19 protein-coding genes are annotated in these 22697 nt (G+C 71.1%); 10 read left to right on the top strand and 9 right to left on the bottom strand.

The window, feature by feature from the left end:
* Nucleotides 1-7: 7 nt before the first annotated feature.
* From iolD to iolC, 4 genes are all read right to left on the bottom strand, one after another.
* Nucleotides 8-1927, bottom strand: a complete 1920-nt coding sequence (gene iolD, locus AC07DS_RS38925; protein WP_479153287.1) for a 3D-(3,5/4)-trihydroxycyclohexane-1,2-dione acylhydrolase (decyclizing) — start codon at nucleotides 1925-1927, stop codon at nucleotides 8-10.
* Nucleotides 1924-2739, bottom strand: coding sequence for a 5-deoxy-glucuronate isomerase (iolB, locus tag AC07DS_RS38920; RefSeq protein ID WP_479153285.1), 816 nt, complete (start codon nucleotides 2737-2739; stop codon nucleotides 1924-1926). Before iolB ends, iolD begins: the two co-directional genes overlap by 4 nt.
* A 7-nt stretch (nucleotides 2740-2746) precedes the next feature.
* Nucleotides 2747-3616, bottom strand: a complete 870-nt coding sequence (locus AC07DS_RS38915; RefSeq protein WP_443080899.1) for a Cgl0159 family (beta/alpha)8-fold protein — start codon at nucleotides 3614-3616, stop codon at nucleotides 2747-2749.
* Between the two features lie 74 nt (nucleotides 3617-3690).
* Nucleotides 3691-4641, bottom strand: coding sequence for a 5-dehydro-2-deoxygluconokinase (iolC, locus tag AC07DS_RS38910; protein ID WP_479153283.1), 951 nt, complete (start codon nucleotides 4639-4641; stop codon nucleotides 3691-3693).
* Nucleotides 4642-4766: 125 nt separating this feature from the next.
* Here iolC and AC07DS_RS38905 point away from each other — a divergent pair, with 125 nt between their 5' ends.
* From AC07DS_RS38905 to AC07DS_RS38895, 3 genes are all read left to right on the top strand, one after another.
* Entirely contained in the window at nucleotides 4767-5681 is a 915-nt protein-coding gene (locus AC07DS_RS38905; protein WP_479153281.1) for a sugar phosphate isomerase/epimerase family protein, read from the top strand.
* A 287-nt stretch (nucleotides 5682-5968) separates the two neighbouring features.
* Entirely contained in the window at nucleotides 5969-6169 is a 201-nt protein-coding gene (locus AC07DS_RS38900; RefSeq protein WP_479153279.1) for a helix-turn-helix transcriptional regulator, read from the top strand.
* A gap of 79 nt (nucleotides 6170-6248) precedes the next feature.
* A complete protein-coding gene (locus AC07DS_RS38895) occupies nucleotides 6249-6812 on the top strand; it encodes a GNAT family N-acetyltransferase (protein ID WP_479153278.1) in 564 nt (187 codons plus the stop codon).
* On the opposite strand, the gene AC07DS_RS38890 is transcribed toward AC07DS_RS38895, so the two are convergent.
* Both AC07DS_RS38890 and AC07DS_RS38885 read right to left on the bottom strand, forming a co-directional pair.
* Nucleotides 6793-7836 (bottom strand): zinc-dependent alcohol dehydrogenase family protein, encoded by a 1044-nt coding sequence (locus tag AC07DS_RS38890; RefSeq protein ID WP_479153276.1) that lies wholly within the window; start codon nucleotides 7834-7836, stop codon nucleotides 6793-6795. The genes AC07DS_RS38895 and AC07DS_RS38890 overlap by 20 nt on opposite strands.
* A gap of 30 nt (nucleotides 7837-7866) precedes the next feature.
* Complete coding sequence (locus AC07DS_RS38885) at nucleotides 7867-10083, bottom strand: MMPL family transporter (RefSeq protein WP_479153275.1); 2217 nt, start codon at nucleotides 10081-10083, stop codon at nucleotides 7867-7869.
* A 160-nt stretch (nucleotides 10084-10243) separates the two neighbouring features.
* Between AC07DS_RS38885 and AC07DS_RS38880 the strand changes: the two genes are divergently transcribed.
* The 4 genes from AC07DS_RS38880 to AC07DS_RS38865 all read left to right on the top strand — a co-directional run bounded on the left by AC07DS_RS38880 (nucleotide 10244) and on the right by AC07DS_RS38865 (nucleotide 14642).
* Nucleotides 10244-10882: a TetR/AcrR family transcriptional regulator gene (locus AC07DS_RS38880; protein WP_479153273.1), complete on the top strand. Its 639-nt coding sequence runs from the start codon at nucleotides 10244-10246 to the stop codon at nucleotides 10880-10882.
* 86 nt (nucleotides 10883-10968) lie between these two features.
* A complete protein-coding gene (locus AC07DS_RS38875; protein ID WP_479153271.1) occupies nucleotides 10969-11919 on the top strand; it encodes a PrsW family intramembrane metalloprotease in 951 nt (316 codons plus the stop codon).
* A gap of 74 nt (nucleotides 11920-11993) precedes the next feature.
* On the top strand, nucleotides 11994-12233 hold the full coding sequence (locus tag AC07DS_RS38870) for a heavy-metal-associated domain-containing protein (protein ID WP_479153269.1): 240 nt from the start codon (nucleotides 11994-11996) through the stop codon (nucleotides 12231-12233).
* 129 nt (nucleotides 12234-12362) lie between these two features.
* Nucleotides 12363-14642, top strand: coding sequence for a heavy metal translocating P-type ATPase (locus AC07DS_RS38865; protein WP_479153268.1), 2280 nt, complete (start codon nucleotides 12363-12365; stop codon nucleotides 14640-14642).
* Between the two features lie 624 nt (nucleotides 14643-15266).
* Here the strand turns inward: AC07DS_RS38865 and AC07DS_RS38860 are convergent.
* Both AC07DS_RS38860 and recD2 read right to left on the bottom strand, forming a co-directional pair.
* Nucleotides 15267-16556, bottom strand: coding sequence for a citrate synthase (locus tag AC07DS_RS38860; RefSeq protein WP_479153266.1), 1290 nt, complete (start codon nucleotides 16554-16556; stop codon nucleotides 15267-15269).
* Between the two features lie 253 nt (nucleotides 16557-16809).
* Nucleotides 16810-19035 carry an SF1B family DNA helicase RecD2 gene (gene recD2, locus AC07DS_RS38855; RefSeq protein ID WP_479153265.1) on the bottom strand — a complete coding sequence of 742 codons (2226 nt, stop codon included), beginning with the start codon at nucleotides 19033-19035 and terminating at the stop codon, nucleotides 16810-16812.
* Between the two features lie 132 nt (nucleotides 19036-19167).
* Between recD2 and AC07DS_RS38850 the strand changes: the two genes are divergently transcribed.
* The 3 genes from AC07DS_RS38850 to AC07DS_RS38840 all read left to right on the top strand — a co-directional run bounded on the left by AC07DS_RS38850 (nucleotide 19168) and on the right by AC07DS_RS38840 (nucleotide 21834).
* The gene (locus AC07DS_RS38850) at nucleotides 19168-20109 is read left to right on the top strand and encodes a ribokinase (RefSeq protein WP_479153263.1); all 942 of its coding nucleotides are present in this window, start codon (nucleotides 19168-19170) and stop codon (nucleotides 20107-20109) included.
* A gap of 227 nt (nucleotides 20110-20336) precedes the next feature.
* Nucleotides 20337-21260 (top strand): phosphotransferase, encoded by a 924-nt coding sequence (locus AC07DS_RS38845; protein WP_479153261.1) that lies wholly within the window; start codon nucleotides 20337-20339, stop codon nucleotides 21258-21260.
* Nucleotides 21261-21363: 103 nt separating this feature from the next.
* A complete protein-coding gene (locus AC07DS_RS38840; RefSeq protein ID WP_479153260.1) occupies nucleotides 21364-21834 on the top strand; it encodes a lamin tail domain-containing protein in 471 nt (156 codons plus the stop codon).
* Between the two features lie 48 nt (nucleotides 21835-21882).
* Here AC07DS_RS38840 and AC07DS_RS38835 read toward each other — a convergent pair whose 3' ends face one another.
* Nucleotides 21883-22683 (bottom strand): sugar phosphate isomerase/epimerase family protein, encoded by an 801-nt coding sequence (locus AC07DS_RS38835; RefSeq protein WP_479153400.1) that lies wholly within the window; start codon nucleotides 22681-22683, stop codon nucleotides 21883-21885.
* Between the last annotated feature and the right edge of the window lie 14 nt (nucleotides 22684-22697).

Here is a 22697-nt window from a genome sequence, read left to right as displayed (position 1 = left end):
ACTCCTTTTACAGATGGCGGCGTCGGGTCGAGACGTGCCGTTCGTACAGCTCACGTGCCTTGACCGCGGACGATCGGGTCGCGGTCTCGGCCACAGGAACATCCCACCAGGCCTGCGCCGGAGGCGCGCCCGACACAGTGTCGGACGTTTCGGTCTCCACGTAGACACATGTGGCAGTGTCGGCGGCCCGCGCCTCGGCGAGCGCCGCGCGCAGGTCCCGTACGGTCTTCGCGCGCAGTACGCGCATGCCGAGGCTGGCCGCGTTGGCGGCGAGGTCCACGGGCAGCGGGGCACCGGTGAAGGTGCCGTCGCCCGAGGTGAAGCGGTAGGCGGTGCCGAACCGCTCGCCGCCCACGGACTCCGACAGGCCACCGATCGAGGCGTACCCGTGGTTCTGCACGAGCAGGATCTTGATCGCGATGCCCTCCTGCACGGCGGTCACGATCTCCGTCGGCATCATCAGGTACGTCCCGTCGCCGACCAGCGCCCACACGTGCCGCTCGGGCGCGGCCAGCTTCACACCGATCGCGGCCGGGATCTCGTAGCCCATGCAGGAGTAGCCGTACTCCAGGTGGTACTGGTCGCGCGAGCGCGCCCGCCACAGCTTGTGCAGATCGCCGGGGAGCGAGCCGGCCGCGTTGATGATGATGTCGGACTCGTCCACCAGGGCGTCCAGGGCGCCGAGGACCTGCGGCTGGGTCGGCCTGACGTCCGGCTCGTCCGCCTTGAAGCAGGCGTCGACGCGCTGCTCCCAGCGTTCCTTGTCCTCGGTGTACTCGCCGACGTAGGCGTCGGCGACCCGGTGCTCGTGCATCACCAGCGCCTCGGTCAGCTCGCCCAGGCCGCTGCGGGCGTCCGCGACCAGCGCCAGCCCGGCGAGCTTGTGGCCGTCGAAGGGCGCGATGTTGAGGTTGAGGAAACGCACGTCCGGGTTCTCGAAGAGGGTGCCGGAAGCGGTGGTGAAATCCGTGTAGCGGGTGCCCACACCGATCACCAGGTCCGCGGTGCGGGCCAGCTCGTCGGCGGTGGCGCTGCCGGTGTGGCCGACGCCGCCGACGTCCTGCGGGTGGTCGTGGCGCAGCGAGCCCTTGCCGGCCTGGGTGGAGGCGACCGGTATCCGGGTGGCCTCCGCGAACTCCGCGAGGGTCTCCTCGGCACGGCTGTGGTGGACTCCGCCGCCCGCGACGACGAGCGGGCGCCGCGCGGCCCGGACCGCCCGCACGGCCTCGGCGAGTTCGGTGGGGTCCGCGCCCGGGCGCCGCACGGTCCACACGCGCTCGGCGAAGAACTCCTCGGGCCAGTCGTACGCCTCGGCCTGCACGTCCTGCGGCAGGGCGAGGGTGACCGCGCCGGTCTCCACGGGGTCGGTGAGGACCCGCATGGCCTGCAGGGCGCTCGGGATGAGGGCCTCGGGCCGGGTGATCCGGTCGAAGTACCTGGACACCGGTCGCAGGGTGTCGTTGACCGACACGTCGCCCGCGTACGGCACCTCCAGCTGCTGCAGGACCGGGTCGGCGGGGCGGGTGGCGAAGACGTCGCCGGGCAGCAGCAGCACCGGGAGGTGGTTGACGGTGGCGAGCGCGGCACCGGTGACCAGGTTGGTCGCGCCCGGGCCGATGGAGGTGGTCACGGCGTGAGTGGACAGGCGGTTCGACTGGCGGGCGTAGCCGACCGCCGCGTGCACCATGGACTGCTCGTTGCGGCCCTGGTGGAACGGCATGACCGGAGCTGTGGGGGACGTCCCCCCTCTGGGCACGGTGGCGTACTCGATCAGCGCCTGGCCGAGGCCGGCCACGTTGCCGTGCCCGAAGATGCCCCAGACGGCGCCGATCAGCCGCTGCCGCCGGCCGTCGCGTTCCGTGTACTGGGCGGCGAGGAAACGGACGAGCGCCTGCGCGACCGTGAGCCTCGACGTCGAGGTCGTCATCGGTAACCCTCCCTGTGGTCCGGGTGGAAGCAGATCCGCCACTCGCGCGTCTCACCCGGACCGGACATGACGTTCAGGTAGTACATGTCGTGCCCGGGCTGGGCGATCGACGGGCCGTGCCAGCCGTCGGGGACGAGGACGGCGTCACCGGAGCGGACCTCGGCGAGGACGTCGGTCCCGCCCTCGCGCGAGGGGAACACACGCTGATAGCCGAAGCCGTCCGGGCCGTCGATCTCGAAGTAGTAGATCTCCTCCAGCTCGGACTCCTCGCCCGGCCGGTGCTCGTCGTGCTTGTGCGGCGGGTACGAGGACCAGTTGCCGCCCGGTGTGATCACCTCGACGGCGATCAGCTTGTCGCAGTCGAAGGAGTCGGCGGAGGCGAAGTTGCGCACCCGGCGGGCGCAGGTGCCGTTGCCGCGCTCCTCGACGGGGACCTCCGGCGCGGGGCCGTAGCGGGCGGGGAGTTGTCGCTCGCACTTCGCTCCTGCCAGGGCGAAGCGGCCTCCCGCGCCGGAGGCGATCAGGACCTGGGCGTCCCGGGGCACGTACGCGAAGTCGGAGACCCCCGCGAACACGCTCTCCCGGCCCAGGAGTTGGAACTCTTCTTCCGCGATTCGCACGGTACATCCGCCGTGCAGCGGAAGCACGATCCACTCACTGTCCCCGGTGGTGAACGTATGTGTACCGCCCGGTGACAACTCCACGATGCGCAGGCTGCTGTGCGTCCAGCCGGCCCGCTCGGGGTCGATGTCGACGGCATACTGGGCGTTCGCGGTGGCACCCCGGGACAGGTGCAGGTCGGTGCTGGTCATGCGGCCCTCACAGCAGTCCTACGGCGGTGTCCACGGCGGCGGCCACGTCGCCGTCCGCCGGGTACAGCAGCGAGCGGCCGACCACCAGGCCGCGCACGGTGGGCAGTTGCAGCGCACCGCGCCACTTCTCGTACGCGGCCACCTGCTCCTCGGGCGAGTCGCCGATGTCGCCGCCGAGCAGCACGGCCGGCAGGGTCGAGGCCTCCATGACCCGGGCCATGTCGTCGGGGTTCTCGGTGACCGGCACCTTCAGCCAGGTGTAGGCCGAGGAGCCGCCGAGGCCCGAGGCGATGGCGATGGACTTGGTGACCGCCTCGGCGCTCAGGTCGTTGCGGAGCCGCCCGTCGGGGCCGCGCCGGCTGATGAACGGCTCAACGAAGACCGGGAGCCGGAGCGCGGCCATCGCGTCGACGGCGCGGGCGGTGGACTCCAGGGTGGTCAGGGAGCCGGGGTCGTCGTAGTCGATGCGCAGCAGCAGCTTGCCGGCGTCGAAGCCGAGGCGCTGGATGTCCTCGGGCCGGTGCCCGGTGAAGCGGTCGTCCAGCTCGAAGCTGGCACCCTGCAGGCCGCCGCGGTTCATGGAACCCATGACGACCTTGTGATCGAGGGCGCCGAGCAGGAGCAGGTCGTCCAGGATGTCCGCGGTGGCGAGGACGCCGTCGACGCCGGGCCGGGACAGTGCGAGGCACAGGCGCTCCAGCAGGTCGGCGCGATTGGCCATGGCGAGCTTGCGGTCGCCGACGCCGAGCGCGCCGCGGGCCGGGTGGTCGGCGGCCACGATCATCAGCCGGCCGTTCTCGTTCAGCAGCGGGCGGCGGGCCCGGCGCAGCGCGGCCTCGGCGATCGCCTCGGGGTGGTGGGTGCGGGTGTGGACCAGCTCGGCGACATCGACGCGCGGTGCCCGGCTGCCGTCCCCGCCCTCGTGGTGGGTGCCTGCCACCCTGCCCGCCCTCACAGGACCGCTCCGGCCTCGAGCGCGGCGGCCACCTCGTCGGGGGTGGGCATCGCGGAGGAGCACTCCAGGCGGGAGGCCACGATGGCGCCGGCCGCGTTGGCGTGTCGCATGATCGTCTCCAGGTCCCGGCCTGCCAGCAGGCCGTTGCAGAGGGAGCCGCCGAAGGCGTCACCCGCGCCGAGTCCGTTGAGGACGTTGACGGGGAGCGGCGGGACCTCGGCGGACTCGCCCTTGCTGCTGACGGCGAGGACGCCCTTGGGTCCCTGCTTGACCACGGCGACCTCGACCCCGGCGTCCAGCAGCGCGCGGGCCGCGGCGTGGGGTTCGCGCACTCCGGTGGCGACCTCCACCTCGTCCAGGTTGCCCACGGCCACGGTGGTGTGGCGCAGCGCCTCGGCGTAGAAGGGGCGGGCCGAGGCCGGGTCCTGCCAGAACATCGGCCGCCAGTCGAGGTCGAAGACCGTCGTGCCCGACTTCGCGCGGTGGGCGAGGGCCGCGAGGGTCGCCGTACGGCTGGGCTCCTCGCTCAGGCCGGTGCCGGTGACCCAGAAGATGCCTGCCTCGCGGATCTCGTCCAGATCCAGGTCGTGGGCGTCGATCTCCAGGTCCGGCGCCTTGGGCTGCCGGTAGAAGTACAGCGGGAAGTCGTCCGGCGGGAAGACCTCGCAGAAGGTGACCGGCGTGGGCAGTCCGGGCACCGGGGTGACCCAGCGGTCGTCGACGCCGAAGCCGCGCAGGGCCTCGTGCAGATAGGCGCCGAACGGGTCGTCGCCCGTGCGGGTGATCACGGCGGTCCGTCTGCCGAGCCTGGCGGCGGCCACCGCCACGTTCGTCGCCGACCCGCCGAGGAACTTGCCGAAGGACGACACCTGGGCGAGCGGGACACCGGTCTGCAGTGGATAGAGGTCCACTCCGATCCGCCCCATGGTGATCAGGTCGTACGCCATCGGCTTCCCTTCGTCACGGCTCTCCCCGGATTTCTAGTCCTGTCCGCCGAGCCCTGTCAATGTTTTGTCCAGACATTCGGACCAGAGCTTGACACCGCTTTCCACCACCCCGCACGCTGACGACCATGACGTCGTTGTCACCCTCCTCACTTTCCCGTATCCGGATCGGATCGGCGCCCGACTCCTGGGGCGTCTGGTTCCCGGACGACCCGCGACAGGTCCCCTGGCAGCGCTTCCTCGACGAGGTCGCCGACTCGGGCTACGAGTGGATCGAGCTGGGCCCCTACGGCTATCTGCCGACCGACCCGGCCGTGCTCACCGAGGAGATTGCCCGGCGTGGCCTGAAGGTGTCGGCCGGCACCGTCTTCACCGGCCTGCACCACGGCGCGCCGGTCTGGGACGAGACCTGGGCGCACGTCTCCGACATCGCCGCCCTCACCCAGGCGATGGGCGCCCGCCACCTGGTCGTCATCCCCTCCTTCTGGCGGGACGACAAGACCGGCGAGGTGCTGGAGCCCGACACGCTGACCCCCGAGCAGTGGCGGAATCTCACCTCACTGACCGAACGTCTCGGCCACGAGGTGCGGGAGCGCTACGGCCTGTCGATCGTGGTCCACCCGCACGCCGACACCCACATCGACAGCGAGGAGAACGTCACCCGCTTCCTCGACGGCACCGACTCCGGCCTGGTCTCGCTGTGCCTGGACACCGGGCACTACGCCTACTGCGGCGGGGACAGCGTCAGGCTGATCGAGACGTACGGCGAGCGGATCGGATACCTGCACCTGAAGCAGGTCGATCCGGAGATCCTCGCCGACGTACGGGCCAAGGGGACGCCGTTCGGGCCGGCGGTCGCCCAGGGCGTGATGTGCGAGCCGCCGTCCGGGGTGCCCGCGCTGGGGCCGGTGCTGGAGGCCGCGCAGAAGCTGGGGGTGGACCTGTTCGGGATCGTCGAACAGGACATGTACCCGTGCGAGCCGGACGCTCCGCTGCCTGTCGCCCGGCGGACTCGGGCGTTCCTTCGGTCGTGCGGGGCGTGAGAGTACCTACGGAGGAGACAGCCTCGCGCCGCTAGATCCCCACGGGGCGCGGCCCGGCCTCGGCGCCGACGCACACCTTTTGCTGCGGGCGTGTCACAAACACCCTCTTCCTGTCACACATGTCGCGTGTATGCGGGTTCTCGGTCACACCAGGTCAACAGCCGCTTTCCCGCGGTCACTCTGTGTCGTTCACCGGGCACAGGCTTGGTGATCGCCAGCGCAGCGCCCGGCTCCCCCGACGGCCGTCCCCCGGCCGCCCCCGCGGCGCGCGCAGGGAGGTGCAACTCATGACCGACCGAGGGCTCTGGTCCTACAAGGAGATCGCGGCGCACATCCGAGTGCAGCCGGACACCGTACGGTCCTACCGCAAGCACGGCCTGCTGCCGCCGCCCGACCACGTGGAGGGCGGCAAGCCCTACTGGTACGCCGACACCGTCCGCGCCTGGGTCGCCTCCCGGCCGGGCAACCGGGGCAGAAGAACGGACTGACCTCCTGGACCCGGCCTCCGGACCCCGCCCTCCGGAAAATCATCTGTGCCCCACCTTCCGCGTGGGGCACAGTCGCCTCATGAGCTTCTCCGTCAAACCCGTCCTGACCGGCCACAGGACCGTCCTGCGCCCCTTCACCGAGGCCGACGCCGAGGTCATGTGGGAGATCATCGAAGACCCCGAGGTCGTCCGCTTCACCTACGAGCCGTCCACCGACCTGACCCCGGAGCGGGTGCGGTCCTGGTACGGCTCCCGGGCCACCGCCCCCGACCGTCTCGACCTGGCCGTCACCGACCCCGCGACCGGCGAAGTCCTCGGCGAGGTCGTCCTGTACGAGTACGACCCGGCCGCCCGCAGCTGCACCTTCCGCACGCTGATCGGCCCCCGGGGCCGCGGCCGCGGCATCGGCACCGAGGCTGCCCGGCTGATCGTCGGCCACGGCTTCGGGGAACTCGGCCTGCACCGGATCGAGTTGGGCGCCTACGCCCACAACCGCCGGGCCCTGCACGTCTACGAGAAGGTCGGATTCGTGGTCGAGGGGGTCCGGCGGGAGGCACAGCGGCAGGACGGTGCGTGGACCGACGAGGTGATCATGTCGATCCTGGACCGCGAGTGGGCCGCGCTCAACTCCACGGCTCGATGACCGTCACACCCGCGCCCGGCGCCGTCCCCAGCGCCGCCAGGGCCTCGGGGACCGCGTCGAGCGCGATCGTGCGCGTGATGAGCAGGTCCGGACGCAGCACCCCGGACCCGACCAGCTCCAGCATGCCCGGATAGGCGTGGGCGGCCATGCCGTGGCTGCCGAGGAGTTCGAGCTCCAGGGCGATGGCGCGGGCCAGCGGGACGGGAGTGGTGCCGTCCGCCGACGGCAGCAGGCCCACCTGGACGTGCCGGCCGCGACGGCGCAGGGACTCGACGGAGGCCGCGCAGGTGGCGGGCGAGCCGAGGGCGTCGAGGGAGAGATGGGCGCCACCGCCGGTCAGCTCCCGGACGGCGGCCGCGGTGTCGGGCACGCGGGTCGCGTCCACGCACTCGGCCGCCCCGAACTTCCGTGCCAGGTCCAGGGCCCGGGGCGACACGTCGACGGCGACCACCCGCGCTCCCGAGGCCGCGGCGATCATCACCGCCGACAGCCCGACCCCGCCGCAGCCGTGCACCGCGACCCACTCCCCCGCCGCCATCCGGCCCTGCCGCACCACCGCGCGGAAGGCGGTGGCGAAGCGGCAGCCGAGGGCGGCGGCCGTGGCGTACGCCATCCCGTCCGGGACGGCGACCAGGTTCACATCGGCGTGGTCGAGGGCCACGTACTGGGCGAAGGAGCCCCAGTGGTGGAAGCCGGGCTGGGTCTGGCGCTCGCACACCTGCTGGTCGCCGGCCGCGCAGGAGGGGCAGGTGCCGCAGGCGCAGACGAACGGCACGGTGACCCGGTCGCCGGGCCGCCAGCCGGCGACCCGGGTGCCCACCGCCTCCACGACACCGGCGAGTTCGTGCCCCGGCACGTGCGGGAGCGTGATGTCCGGGTCGTGCCCCATCCAGCCGTGCCAGTCGCTGCGGCACAGCCCGGTCGCCTCGACCCGCACCACCACCCCGTGCTCGGCGGGCTCCGGGTCCGGCACCTCCCGCACCTCGGCCGGCTCCCCGTACTGCTCGAACACCACGGCTCTCATGCGCTCACCCTGACATGGAAGCCATGGGCCTCACACCCCCGCCGGCTCCTTCTCCTCCGCTGCCTCCACAGCCGGTTCGCCCTCACTGAGTCCGAACCGCTGGTGGAATCGGCGCAGCGGGGCCGGGGCCCACCAGGTGGCGCGGCCCGTGAGCCGCATGATCGCCGGGACCAGGAGGCTGCGGACGACCATCGCGTCCATCAGCACCGCGAGGGCGATGCCGAGGCCCAGCATCTTGGTGTTGGTCACCCGGGAGGTGCCGATGGCGACCATCACCACCGCGAGGATGACCGCCGCCGCGGTGATCAGCCCGCCGGTGCGCTGCAGTCCGTGGCGGACCGCCTCGTTGTGGTCTCCGGTGCGCTCGTACTCCTCCTTGATGCGGGAGAGCAGGAACACGCCGTAGTCCATGGAGAGGCCGAAGGCCACGCAGAACATCAGGACGGGCAGGGTGGTCTCGATCGAGCCGGGGCTGGTGAAGCCGAGCGCTCCGGAGAGGTGACCGTCCTGGAACACCCAGACCACCGCACCGAACATCGCGGTCAGGCTGAGCGCGTTGAGCACCACCGCCTGCAGGGGTATCAGCACGCTGCCGGTGAGCAGGAAGACCAGCAGCAGGGTGACGATCGCGATGAACGCACCTGCCCAGGGCAGGCGTTCACCGATCGCGTGCTTGGAGTCGACCAGGACGGCCGCCGTGCCGGTCACCTTGGTGTCGAAGGGGGCCTTGAGCGAGCGCAGGTCGCCGACCAGGTTCTGGGCGGCAGTGTCGACGGCCTCCCCCTTCGGCTGCACCGTGAAGTAGGCCGTGTCGCCCTTGACCAGCGGGCCGTCGACGCGGACCACCTCGGGCAGGGCGGCCACCCGCTGCTTGTAGTCCGCGTACTGGGTCTCGTCGGCCTTGCCCTCGGCGAGAATCTCCAGACCGCCGCCGGGGGTGCCCGGGAAGCCGTCCCGGAGGTGCTGCTGCACCACGTGCGACTCGGCGCCCGAGGGCAGCTGACGGTCGTCGGCGGTGCCGAACTTCACGCCCAGGAAAGGCAGTCCGAGGAGTACCAGCAGGGCGGTCGTGCCGAGTGCGAAGAGGGGGGCGCGGCGCATCACCAGCGTGGCGGCGCGGGCCCAGGCGGTGCCTTCGGTGCCTGCGGCCTTCGGCTCCCGGCCGCGGCTCAGGAGGCGGCGCAGGTCGAGGGAGTTGACCCGGTGGCCGAGCAGGAGCAGGGCGGCCGGGAGCAGGATCAGCGCGGCCGCGGCGGCGAGCAGGACCACGGCGATGCCGGCGTAGGCGAAGGACCGCAGGAAGTACTGCGGGAAGACCATCATGGCGGCCAGGGAGACCGCGACGGTGAGGGCGGAGAAGAGGACCGTGCGGCCGGCCGTGCGCAGGGTCGTGCCCACGGCGGTCAGCGGGTCCGCTCCGGTGGAGAGTTCCTCGCGGTAGCGGCGGACGATGAACAGGGCGTAGTCGATGGCGAGGCCGAGGCCGAGGGCCGTGGTGAGGTTCAGCGCGAAGACGGAGACGTCGGTGAAGGACGTCAGACCGCGCAGCACCGCGTTCGTGCCGAGGATGGCGACGATGCCGATGCCCAGCGGCAGCAGGGCCGCGATCGCGCTGCCGAAGACCATCACCAGCAGAATCAGGGTGATGGGCAGGGCGATCATCTCGGCTCGGGTGAGGTCCTCCTTGATGATCGTCTGCATCTCGTGCCGTACCGCGACGATGCCGCCGACCTTCACCTGGACCGGGCCGTGCGTGCCCCGGTAGTGGGGCGCTATGCGGTCCAGGGTCTTGCCCATCGCGTTCTCGTCGCCGGTGATGCGGGCGGCGATGATCGCCTCGTGGCCGTCCTTGGCGCGCATGGCGGGCGACTTCGACTGCCAGTAGGAGCCGACGCCGGTCACGCCCTGCTCGGTGGCCAGCCGCTCGGCCAGGTCGCGGGCCCGGGCGGCGACCGCCGGGTCGTCCACGGAGGCGCGGCCGGAGTCCACCAGGAGCAGCAGGTTGGGCTGGGAGTCGGGGAACTCGCGCTCCAGCGCCTTGGTCGCGTACGTCGACTCGGCGGCCGGATCCTCCCAGCCGCCGCTGCCCAGACGGTCCGCGACGCCGCTGCCGGCCACCACGGCGAGTGCGGTGAGCACCAGGGCCACCAGCAACGACAGGCGCGGGCGGGCGGTCACGAAACGTGTCCAGCCCCCGACGCGGGGCGGTCCGTCCCCCGGGTGCGGCGCCTTGTTGACTTCGGTCATCGTGCGGTGTCCCCTTCACCCTGACCCATGTCTGTGCAGGCAGGCGGCATGGATCGGTCATTGCCATAAACTGGCAAACACGAGAGATCGCTCGCGTTTCTCAAGAATGCGAGCGACCGCTCGCGTTTGTCAATCGCCTTCGAAGGGCTGGGGATATCGCGTGTCCGACACCTCGGAGAAGGAGCAGCCGCGCCGTCGTCAGGCACGCGGTGAACGCCGTATCGCGCAGTTGCTCCAGGCCGCCGCCCGGGTCTTCTGCACCACCGGCTACACGGCCGCCAGCACCAACGCCATCGCCCGTGAGGCGGGCGTCTCGCCGGGCACGCTCTACCAGTTCTTCCCGAACAAGGAAGCGCTCGCCGTCGAGCTGGGCGACCGGCTGATGCACCAGATGCAGGAGACGTACGGCGAGGTACTGACCCCGGTCGACCCCGCCACCTCCCTGGAGGAGGCCATCGGCGCGGCCGTCGACCGGTTCATCACCTTCAACACCGAGCACCCGGTCTTCTTCGCGCTGATGCACGGCCCCGACGTGCCCGGCAGGATCGCCGAGGCTCACGACCAGCTGCACGCCACCGTGATCGGCCGCATCGAGGGCCTGCTCGGCTCCCTCCTGCCCGAGGCCGGGCCGGCCGACGTCACGCGCACGGCCCACGTCTGCCTCGGCATCTACAAGGCGGGCCTGGAGCTGGTCCTCGCCCACGAGGGCACCGAGCGCGCGGCCTACGTCCAGGAGATCAAGGACGTCCTGATCCGCTACCTGCAGCCCCTGGTGGGCGACCGGCTCGGCAGCGCGTGACCCCCCGGCGGTCCCCGGACTGCACCACTGGGAACATCTGCCTAGAGTGCGGATAAATCGCCCAGCAGGAGCTCTAGGGGACCGACGTGACCCACTCGCCGCCGCCCGGTATGCCCCGGGCCCGCATTCCCGGCCCCCAGCAGCCCCCGCCGCCGTACCCTCGCATCGGCGCCGGCCTGTGGAAGCGCTGCCTGGGCGGAGGGCTCACCCTGTGGGCGCTGACCGCGCTGGTGACGTACGCGACCCGGAACACCGCACCGCTGCCGACCCTCATCCTGCTCGGCGGTTTCCTGGTCCCCGTCGTGTTCGTGCTGTGGGCGTACGAGCGGCACGGCCGGGACCTGGGCGTCAGCGCGGTCCTCGGCTGCGCGCTGGCGGGCGGCGCGCTCGGCGTGCTCGGCGCCTCGCTGACGGAGTCGTACCTGCTCCGCCCCTCCCCGGGGATGTTCACCGTCATCGGTCTGACCGAGGAGGCGGCCAAGCTCGGCGCGCTGGCGTTCGTGCTGCGCCGGCAGCCGGGCATCCGCGGGATGCGGGCCGGGCTGGTGCTCGGCGCGGCCGTCGGCTTCGGCTTCGCGGCCCTGGAGAGTTGCGGATACGCGTTCGCCGCGGCCGTCTCCGCCGACGGCATCGACCTCAGGACGCTGCTGGAGACGGAGATCCTGCGCGGGGTACTCGCCCCCTTCGGACACGGCCTGTGGACGGCGATCGCGGGCGGCGCCCTGCTCGCCCGCCGCCGCCCGAACGGGCACTTCCGGCTCGCCGCGCCGGTCGTCGGTGCCTGGCTGGGCGTCTCCGTGCTGCACGCTCTGTGGGACGCCACCCACGGCATCGCGATCTGGCTGGTGGCCCGGCTGTCGGGCACCGGCCCGGCACCGGAGCTGTTCGCACAGGGGTACATCCCGCGGCCCAGCGCCGTGCAGGAGCACCTGTTCACCCTGTTCTCGGTCGGCGGTCTGATCCTCGTCGCCGTGGCCGGCATCGCCTGGGTGCGGTCACTGGCGCACCGGGGCACCTCTTGGAGAAATACCCCCTAGGGGTATAGTCTGAGAAACGTGGGGCTCCCCCGTGGGCCCCACCGGCCGCACACGCCACGACGAGGAGTAACGACATGACCGCCCAGACCGACACTTCGGGCTCCGTCACCGCTGTCTACAAGGTGACCGGCATGAGCTGCGGCCACTGCGAGGGCTCCGTCTCCGGCGAGATCTCCCAGATTCCAGGCGTCAGCTCGGTCAAGGCCGTCGCGTCGACCGGCGAGGTGACCGTCGTCTCCGCGGCCCCGCTCGACGACGAGGCCGTCCGCGCCGCCGTGGACGAGGCGGGCTTCGAGCTGGCCGGCAGGGCCTGAGCGCACGACCCGAGCGACCGGGCCCGCCCCGCACACCGGGCGCGAGCCCCGAGAACTTTCACCGACCGGGCCGTGCCGACCAGCTGATACTGGATCCGCACGGTCCGGTCCGATGTCTGGAGTCCGGACATGACCAGCACCACCACACAGACAGCGAGCGAGATAGGCAGCACGTCCGAGGTCGAGCTGCTCATCGGCGGGATGACCTGTGCCTCCTGCGCCGCACGGGTGGAGAAGAAGCTCAACCGCATGGACGGCGTGAGCGCCACCGTGAACTACGCGACGGAGAAGGCGAAGGTCAGCTACGCCGAGGGCGTCCAGGTCTCCGACCTGATCGCGACCGTCGTGAAGACCGGCTACACCGCCGAGGAGCCCGCGCCGCCGCAGCCCGAACCCGAGGTCCGGGAAGCCGCCGAGCGCGACCCGGAACTCACCGCCCTCCGCCGCCGCCTGCTCGTCTCCGTGCTGCTGGCCGCCCCCGTCGTCCTGCTCGCCATGATCCCCGCGCTGCAGTTCGACAACTGGCAGTGGCTCTCGCTCACGCTCGCCGCGCCGGTCGTCGCCTGGGGCGGCCTGCCCTTCCACCGGGCCGCCTGGACCAACGCCCGGCACGGTGCCGCCACGATGGACACCCTCGTCTCCGTCGGCACGCTGGCCGCGTTCGGCTGGTCGCTGTGGGCGCTGTTCTTCGGCGACGCGGGCATGACCGGCATGCACGACGAGTTCCGCCTCACCGTCTCGCGGATGGACGCGGCCTCCACCATCTACCTGGAGGTCGCCGCCGGAGTCGTCGCGCTGATCCTCCTCGGCCGCTATCTGGAGGCCCGTTCCAAGCGTCGCGCGGGCGCGGCCCTGAAGGCCCTGATGGAGCTGGGCGCGAAGGACGTCGCCGTCCTGCGGGACGGGCGCGAGGTGCGTGTGCCGGTGGCCTCGCTGGCCGTGGGTGACCGGTTCGTCGTGCGGCCCGGGGAGAAGATCGCCACCGACGGCAGGGTCGTCCAGGGCCTCTCCGCGGTGGACGCGGCCATGCTGACCGGCGAGTCGGTGCCGCAGGACGTCGGCCCCGGCGACCAGGTCACCGGCGCCACGGTCAACGCGGGCGGCCGGCTGGTGGTGGAGGCGACCCGGGTCGGCGCGGACACCCAGCTCGCCCGGATGGCGAGGCTGGTCGAGGACGCGCAGAACGGCAAGGCCGAGGTGCAGCGGCTCGCCGACCGGATCTCCGCCGTCTTCGTACCCGTCGTCATCCTCATCGCGCTCGGCACGTTCGGCGTCTGGCTGGCGGCCACCGGGGACACCTCCGCCGCGTTCACGGCCGCCGTCTCCGTGCTGATCATCGCCTGCCCCTGCGCACTCGGCCTCGCCACGCCGACCGCGCTGATGGTCGGCACCGGCCGCGGCGCCCAGCTCGGCATCCTCATCAAGGGACCCGAGGTGCTGGAGTCCACGCGCCGCGTCGACACCGTCGTCCTGGACAAGACCGGCACGGTCACCACCGGCCGGATGACCCTGCAGGCGGTGTACGTCGCCGACGGCGAGGACGAGAGGGAGGTGCTGCGGCTCGCCGGGGCCCTGGAGCACGCCTCCGAGCACCCCGTCGCGCGGGCGATCGCCGCGGGCGCCGAGATGGGGGTCCCCCCGCTCGAGCAAAGCCGGGAGCGGGGGAAGGCCGGCGCGCTCCCCGCGGTCGAACACTTCGAGAACGTCCCCGGGCTTGGCGTACGCGGGCGCGTGGAAGGCCGTGAGGTGGCCGTGGGGCGGCTGTACGACGCGCTCCCGGAGGAGTTGGCCCGGGCCGTGCGCCAGGCCGAGCAGGACGGCCGTACGGCCGTCGCGGTCGGCTGGGACGGACAGGCCCGCGGAGTCCTCGCCGTCGCCGACGCGGTCAAGGAGACCAGCGCCGCGGCGGTGCGCGAGCTGCGCGCCCTCGGACTCACTCCGGTGCTGCTCACCGGTGACAACCGGACCGTCGCCGAGGCGGTCGCGCACGCCGTCGGCATCGACGAGGTGATCGCCGAGGTGCTCCCCGAGGAGAAGGTGGACGTCGTACGGCGGCTGCAGCGCGAGGGACGCGCCGTGGCGATGGTCGGCGACGGTGTCAACGACGCGGCCGCGCTCGCCACCGCCGACCTGGGGCTCGCCATGGGCACCGGGACGGACGCGGCGATCGAGGCCGGCGACCTGACCCTGGTCCGCGGGGACCTCCGGGTGGCCGCGGACGCCATCCGGCTCTCCCGGCGCACCCTCGCCACGATCAAGGGCAACCTGGTGTGGGCCTTCGGTTACAACGTGGCCGCGCTGCCGCTGGCCGCCGCGGGCCTGCTGAACCCGATGATCGCGGGGGCGGCGATGGCCTTCTCCTCGGTCTTCGTGGTGACCAACAGCCTGCGACTGCGCCGGTTCCGCTGAAGTCCACCGGTGTTACCGGGGGTTAGGTGGAGCTGAAGTAAGAGTGCCTCTAGAGTCGGGCGCGAGCCTCACATAAGCTCTTCACAAGGCTCGCGCATCTTCCTTACGCTTGGGCCTCGATCGTCGTATCGGGGCTCTTGCGCACCTAAGGGACATATGCAAGAGACGCAGATCACAGTGATGCGAACGTAACCATCGAAGGGGTTCGAAGGTCTAAGTTGGCGATGTCAGAACAGCGTCTTGGGGGGCGCTGACTGGCATCTGGGGATGTCTTGGGGGACTTCCTCAGAGATGCGTTGCCGGGGCACGCACACCGGGAAGCTTTGAGCGGCCCTCCCAGCGTGCGTTGTCCCGGCAGATCGCACCGCATCACTGGAGTACGACGGGTTTTGCTCGTTGTGCTCAGACAGCGATTCAGGCGCTGTCCTCTCCGAGCGCCCGGCCGGATCCCGTGGGGGGAATCCGCACCGGGACATGTGAAGGCGCCCTGGTCGTCGGCCCGTGGGGGGACTGACGGCTCAGGGCGCCTTCTGCTGTTCTCCTGCTCGGCAGCGACTCGCCTCGCAACCCGCTCAGCACTGGATCAGGGCCCACCCGACGAGCAGGCCCTCACACTCAGTACGTTCAGCGCTCCTCGACCGGAACGAAGTCGCGCTCGACGACGCCCGTGTAGATCTGGCGCGGGCGGCCGATGCGGGAGCCCGGCTCCTTGATCATCTCGGTCCACTGGGCGATCCAGCCCGGCAGGCGGCCGAGGGCGAACAGGACCGTGAACATCTCGGTCGGGAAGCCCATGGCGCGGTAGATCAGACCGGTGTAGAAGTCCACGTTCGGGTAGAGGCTGCGCGAGACGAAGTAGTCGTCGGAGAGCGCGTGCTCCTCCAGCTTGAGCGCGATGTCCAGCAGCTCGTCGGACTTGCCGAGAGCGGAGAGGACGTCGTGCGCGGCGGCCTTGATGATCTTGGCGCGCGGGTCGAAGTTCTTGTAGACCCGGTGGCCGAAGCCCATCAGGCGGACGCCGTCCTCCTTGTTCTTCACCTTGCGGATGAAGGAGTCCACGTCGCCGCCGGTCTCCTGGATGCCCTCGAGCATCTCCAGGACGGACTGGTTGGCGCCGCCGTGCAGCGGGCCCCACAGGGCGGAGATGCCGGCCGAGATCGACGCGAACATGTTGGCCTGCGACGAGCCGACCAGGCGGACCGTGGAGGTCGAACAGTTCTGCTCGTGGTCCGCGTGCAGGATCAGCAGCTTGTCGAGCGCGGAGACGACGACCGGGTCCAGGTCGTACTCCTGCGCCGGGACCGAGAAGGTCATGCGCAGGAAGTTCTCGACGTAGCCGAGGTCGTTGCGCGGGTAGACGAACGGGTGACCGATCGACTTCTTGTACGCGTACGCCGCGATCGTCGGAAGTTTGGCGAGCAGGCGGATCGTGGAGAGGTTGCGCTGCTTCTCGTCGAACGGGTTGTGGCTGTCCTGGTAGAAGGTGGACAGCGCCGAGACGACCGACGACAGCATGGCCATCGGGTGGGCGTCGCGCGGGAAGCCCCTGTAGAAGTTCTTGACGTCCTCGTGCAGCAGGGTGTGCCGCGTGATGTCGTTCTTGAACGTGCTCAGCTCGTCGACGGTCGGCAGTTCACCGTTGATGAGCAGGTACGCCACCTCGAGGAAGGTGGAGCGCTCGGCGAGCTGCTCGATGGGGTAGCCGCGGTAGCGGAGGATGCCCGCCTCGCCGTCCAGATAGGTGACGGCGGATTTATAGGCGGCCGTGTTGCCGTAACCGCTGTCCAGAGTCACCAGACCGGTCTGGGCGCGGAGCTTCCCGATGTCGAAGCCCTTGTCACCGACGGTGCTGTCGACCACCGGGTAGGTGTACTCGCCGTCGCCGTACCGCAGTACTACAGAGTTGTCGCTCACGTCTTCCCTCACCCGACGTAGTGCCTCATCTTCGAGGTGCCCTGACTGTCTCTACCATCCCCCATTTGGCTCAGGAGAGTGCACTCGGGGTCGACCATTGGGCCTATTGGCGGCACTCAGTGCCGCCAACCTGCTCATCCTGCCCCCTCCGACCGGCATCTGGAAGTGCTCTGTGACCTTTACGACTCGTTTGATCGATCATTTTTTGTGACGCGGCTCTCCATCTCTGCCGCCGCCCCTGCTCAGGGGCCGGTCAGGAGCCCCGAAGCCTGAAATCCAGTGCCGTGCAGCGCCGTCCGGCCGAGACCGTGCGCACCGCCTGTCCGATCGCCTTGCGTGAACCGACGAGGACGACCAGTCGCTTCGCCCGTGTCACCGCCGTGTACAGGAGGTTCCGCTGAAGCATCATCCATGCCCCTGTGGTGACGGGGATCACCACGGCGGGATATTCGCTCCCCTGTGAACGGTGGATCGTCACCGCGTACGCGTGAGCCAGTTCGTCCAGTTCATCGAATTCGTACGGAACCTCCTCGTCCTCGTCCGTCAGCACCGTCAGCCGCTGCTCGACCGGATCGAGCGAGGTGACCACGCCCACGGTGCCGTTGAAGACTCCGTTCTTCCCCTTCTCGTAATTGTTGCGGATCTGGGTGACCTTGTCGCCGACGCGGAAGACCCGGCCGCCGAACCGCTTCTCCGGCAGGTCGGGCCGGCCGGGCGTGATGGCCTGCTGGAGCAGGCCGTTGAGGGTGCCGGCACCGGCCGGGCCGCGGTGCATGGGCGCGAGCACCTGGACGTCCCGGCGCGGGTCGAGCCCGAACCTGGCCGGAACGCGCCGGGCGGCCACGTCCACGGTGAGCCGGCCGGCCTCCTCGGTGTCGTCCTCGACGAAGAGGAAGAAGTCCTTCAGGCCGTCGGTGAGCGGATGCTGCCCGGCGTTGATGCGGTGCGCGTTGGTGACCACCCCGGACTGCTGGGCCTGCCGGAAGACCCGGGTGAGCCGCACGGCCGGGACCGGGCCGCCCTCGGCCAGCAGGTCGCGCAGCACCTCCCCGGCGCCGACGCTGGGCAGCTGGTCGACGTCACCGACGAACAGCAGATGGGCCCCCGGCGGCACCGCCTTCACCAGCTTGTTGGCGAGCAGCAGGTCCAGCATGGACGCCTCGTCCACGACGACCAGGTCGGCGTCCAGCGGGCGGTCCCGGTCGTAGGCCGCGTCACCGCCGGGCTTCAGCTCCAGCAGCCGGTGGACCGTGGAGGCCTCGGCGCCCGTCAGTTCGGCGAGCCGCTTGGCGGCGCGGCCGGTGGGGGCGGCCAGCAGCACCTTGGCCTGCCTGGCGCGGGCCAGTTCCACGATCGAGCGGACCGTGAAGGACTTGCCGCAGCCGGGCCCGCCGGTGAGCACCGCGACCTTCTCGGTCAGCGCGAGCCGGACGGCGGCCTCCTGCTCGGGGGCGAGGTCGGCTCCGGTGCGGGACCTCAACCAGCCCAGCGCCTTGCCCCAGTTCACGTCCCGGAAGGCCGGCATCCGGTCCTCCGGCGTCCGCAGCAGGCGCAACAGCTGTGCGGAGAGGGAGAGTTCGGCGCGGTGGAAGGGCACGAGGTAGACGGCGGTGACGGGCTCCGCGTCCCCGTCGGGGCCTGGCACCTTCTCGCGCACGACCCCGGGATCCGCGCCCTCCTGGGCCGGTTCGGCCAGCTCGGCGAGGCACTCGATGACCAGCCCGGTGTCGACCTGGAGCAGCTTGACCGCGTCCGCGATCAGCCGCTCCTCCGGCAGGAAGCAGTGGCCCTGGTCGGCGGACTGGGACAGCGCGTACTGGAGGCCCGCCTTCACCCGCTCCGGGCTGTCGTGCGGTATGCCGACCGACTGGGCGATCTTGTCGGCGGTGAGGAAGCCGATGCCCCAGACGTCCGCGGCCAGCCGGTACGGCTCGTTCCGCACGACCGAGATCGACGCGTCGCCGTACTTCTTGTAGATCCGCACCGCGATGGACGTGGAGACCTCGACGGTCTGGAGGAAGAGCATGACCTCCTTGATCGCCTTCTGCTCCTCCCAGGCGTCGGCGATCTTCTTCGTCCGCTTGGGGCCGAGGCCGGGGACCTCGATCAGCCGCTTCGGCTCCTCCTCGATGATCTGCAGGGTGTCCAGGCCGAAGTGCTGGGTGATGCGGTCGGCGAAGACCGGGCCGATGCCCTTGACCAGACCGGATCCGAGGTAGCGGCGGATGCCCTGGACGGTGGCCGGCAGAACCGTCGTGTAGTTCTCCACCGTGAACTGCTTGCCGTACTGGGGGTGGGAGCCCCAGCGGCCCTCCATGCGGAGGGATTCGCCGACCTGGGCTCCGAGCAGAGCACCCACCACCGTGAGGAGATCGCCGCCGCCCCGGCCGGTGTCGACCCGGGCGACCGTGTAGCCGTTCTCCTCGTTGGCGTACGTGATCCGCTCCAGGACCCCTTCGACCACCGCCAGATTGGACATGATCCGACGCTACCGCCCGGCTCCGACAGTGGGGAAAACTCGTGGACACCCCTACCGGGCCGCCGACTCCACGGTCATCCGTCCGAGTCCCGGCTCATGACATTCGAACGCACCCGTGTTGGGAGACAGTTGATGTACGACTACGACCTCCTGGTCGTGGGTTCGGCCAACGCCGACCTGGTGATCGGCGTCGAACGGCGGCCGGCCGCCGGCGAGACGGTGCTCGGCGGCGACCTCACCGTCCACCCGGGCGGCAAGGGCGCCAACCAGGCGGTCGCGGCCGCCCGGCTCGGGGCGCGTACGGCGCTGCTGGCCCGGGTCGGCGACGACGCCCACGGCCGGCTGCTGCTCGACTCGCTGCGGGCGGCCGGGGTGGACCCGGTGGGCGTGCTGGTGGGCGGGGCGCCGACGGGCGTCGCGCTCATCACCGTCGACCCTTCCGGGGACAACAGCATCGTGGTGTCCCCCGGTGCCAACGCCCGCCTGGCCCCGGCCGACGTCCGGGCCGCCGTCAGCCTCCTGCTCAGCTCGCGGGTGGTGTCGGCGCAGCTGGAGATCCCGCTGGAGACGGTCGTGGAGGTCGTACGGAACCTCCACGAGGACAGCCGGTTCGTGCTGAACCCGTCCCCGCCGCGCCCGCTGCCCACGGAGGTGCTGGCCGCCTGCGACCCACTGATCGTCAATGAGCACGAGGCGCGGGTGCTCCTCGGCGACGCGGGCGTGAGCGAGGAGCCCGCGGACTGGGCGCGGCTGCTGCTGGCCAGGGGCCCGCGCTCGGTGGTCGTGACACTGGGCGCGCAGGGGGCGCTGGTGGCCGACTCCTCCGGTGTGACCCGGGTGCCGTCGGTGCAGGTGGACGCGGTGGACACGACCGGGGCGGGCGACGCGTTCGCGGCGGCCCTGGCCTGGAAGCTGGGCTCGGGCTCCGCCCTGGCCGAGGCCGCGGCCTACGCGGCCCGCGTCGGTGCGGCGGCGGTGACGAAGCGGGGCGCCCAGGAGTCGTACCCGACGGCCGCGGAGGTCGGCTCGCTGCGCCGTGCCGGCCTGGGGGCCGGCGCCCGGACCCCCGGCTGACGTTTCGAGGGGGCGTACCCGGTCCGTCGACCGGGTACGCCCCCTCGGCTTTCCCCTCCGTATCAGAACCCCCCAGATCCCCCCCCGGAATCCCCCCAGAAGTCCTGACGCACGGTACGACACACCATGTGGGGAAAGGGTTGTACGGCCCCGCGAGATTTTTTCCGCCCTGCCGGGACCCTGAAATCCCGTTGCTCCCCGGACCCCGCCCGCCTACGGTCCCGGTCATGCTGCCTCCGGTGGAAACGGACGAGGAGTGGGACGCGGTCGTCCCCGACGAGACGGTGATGCGCCCGGGGGCGGAGGACCTCTGCGCCCGTCTCGGTCTGGCCGGCGCACCGCTGACCCGGTTCCCGGACGGCTCGCTGCCCGTCTACGCCGTGGGTGAAGAGCACGTCCTCAAGCTGTTCCCCGGAGCATCCGCAGGGGACGGCGTCGCCGAAGGGCGCGTCCTCACCCACCTCGAGGGCCGGCTGCCGGTGCCGACACCGCAGGTGCGCGGCTTCGGCGCGTACGAGAACGGCTGGCGGTACGTCCTGATGTCCCGCCTCCGTGGTGAGAACCTGGCCGAGGCGTGGGACCGGGTGCCGCGGAGCCACCGCGAGCGGCTCGTCACCGAGATCGGCGAGACCCTGGCGGTGCTGCACTCCCTCGGCCCCGATCCCCTCACGGACGTCCTCGGCCCCGGGGACTGGGGCGCCTTCGTGGACCGCCGGACCGCCGACGCCGTGGCACGACAGCGCGCCAGACGGCTGCCGGAAGCCTGGCTGGAGCAGATCCCGGACTTCCTCGCCTCGGTCTGCCTGCCGCGCGCCCCGCACTCCTCCCTGCTGCACACCGAGGTCATGCGGCAGCACTTCCTCGTCGATCCCGACGGCCGGCGCCTGACCGGGCTCTTCGACTTCGAACCGGCCATGATCGGTGACCGTGCGTACGACTTCGTGGGCGTCGGCCTGTTCGTCACCCGCGCCGATCCCGGCCTGCTGGCCCGGCTGGCCGGGGCGTACGGCCACACCTTCGACCCGTCCCAACTGCTCGCGTACACACTGCTGCACGTGTACAGCGATCTCCCCTGGTACCTGAAGGAGCTGCCCGTACCTGCCGAGGAGACGCTGCCCGCGCTCGCCGAGGCGTGGTTCGGCACGGTGTGACACATGGGATCACGTGGGTGGTGTGTGTCACCATGTCAGCCGCCCCAGCTCCCGCGTGTCGCAGCGCTGATCAGGGGTTTCTGCATGCTCAGGGAGGGACCCCATGAAGACGTACCCCGTGTTGATCGCCGCTGCCGTCGTGGCCGCCGGTGCCCTTGCCACCGCTCCGGCCCATGCCGCCACCGATCCGAAGACCGTTCACTTCGGCGGCTGGCAGTACGACAGCCCGGGCAGTGACACCCGCTCGAACACGAGCCTGAACAACGAGTGGATCAACATCCACAACGGCACCTCCTCCGCGGTGCAGCTGAAGGGCTGGTCGGTCGAGGACACGGCCGGGCACCGCTACGTGCTGCCGTCGTACAAGATCGGCGCGGGCAGGACGGTCAAGCTGCACACCGGCCGAGGCACCAACACCGCCGGCCACCTGTACTGGGGCAGCGGCAACTACATCTGGAACAACACCCAGGACATGGCGTTCCTGTTCAAGCCCAACGGCTACGACTTCAAGAGCTGCTTCGCCGGGCACGACTTCGACGATCCCAACCCGTACAACTGCCACAACGAGAGCTGAGGAACGCCGTGCCGGACCCCTGCCACGCCGGCGGGGGCCCCTCGGCGCTCAACCGGCGACGTGCGTCACGAACCGCTCCGCCGTCTCCGCCAGCACCTCCCGCCCGTCCCGGGCCCACAACCGCTCGTTGAACAGTTCGACCTCGATCGGTCCGGTGTAACCGGCCGCCTCCACGTAGCCCTTCCACTCCCGCATGTCGATCGAGCCGTCGCCGATCTGGCCCCGGCCGTTGAGGACGCCCTCGGGCAGGGGGGTGGTCCAGTCGGCGAGCTGGAAGGTGTGGATGCGGCCGGCCGCGCCCGCGCGGGCGATCTGGGCGGGGGCCCGGTCGTCCCACCAGATGTGGTACGTGTCCACGGTCACGCCCACCTGGTGCGCCGGGAAACGCTCGGCCAGGTCCAGGGCCTGGGCGAGGGTGGAGACCACGCAGCGGTCGGACGCGTACATGGGGTGCAGCGGCTCGATGGCGAGGCGTACGCCGTGGGATTCGGCATGAGGGCCCAGCTCCGCCAGTGCGTCGGCGATGCGTTCGCGGGCGCCGTGCAGGTCGCGCGAGCCGGCGGGCAGGCCGCCCGAGACCAGGACGAGTGTGTCCGTGCCGAGCACGGCCGCCTCGTCGATCGCCCGGCGGTTGTCGGCCAGGGCCTGCTCCCGCTCGGCCGGGTCGATCGCCGTGAAGAAACCGCCCCGGCACAGGGTCGTCACCGACAGGCCCGCGTCCCGGACCAGCTTGGCGGTCTCCGCCACCCCGTACGACCGGACCGGCTCGCGCCACAGCCCGACTCCGGACACGCCCGACTGCACACAGGCGTCCACCAGTTCTGGGAGGGACAGCTGCCTGACCGTCATCTGGTTGATGGAGA

The organism is Streptomyces sp. NPDC044064 (genome assembly GCF_056434245.1).
The sequence above is the reverse complement of the archived record's forward strand: the minus strand, read 5'-3'. Positions and strand labels throughout refer to the sequence as shown.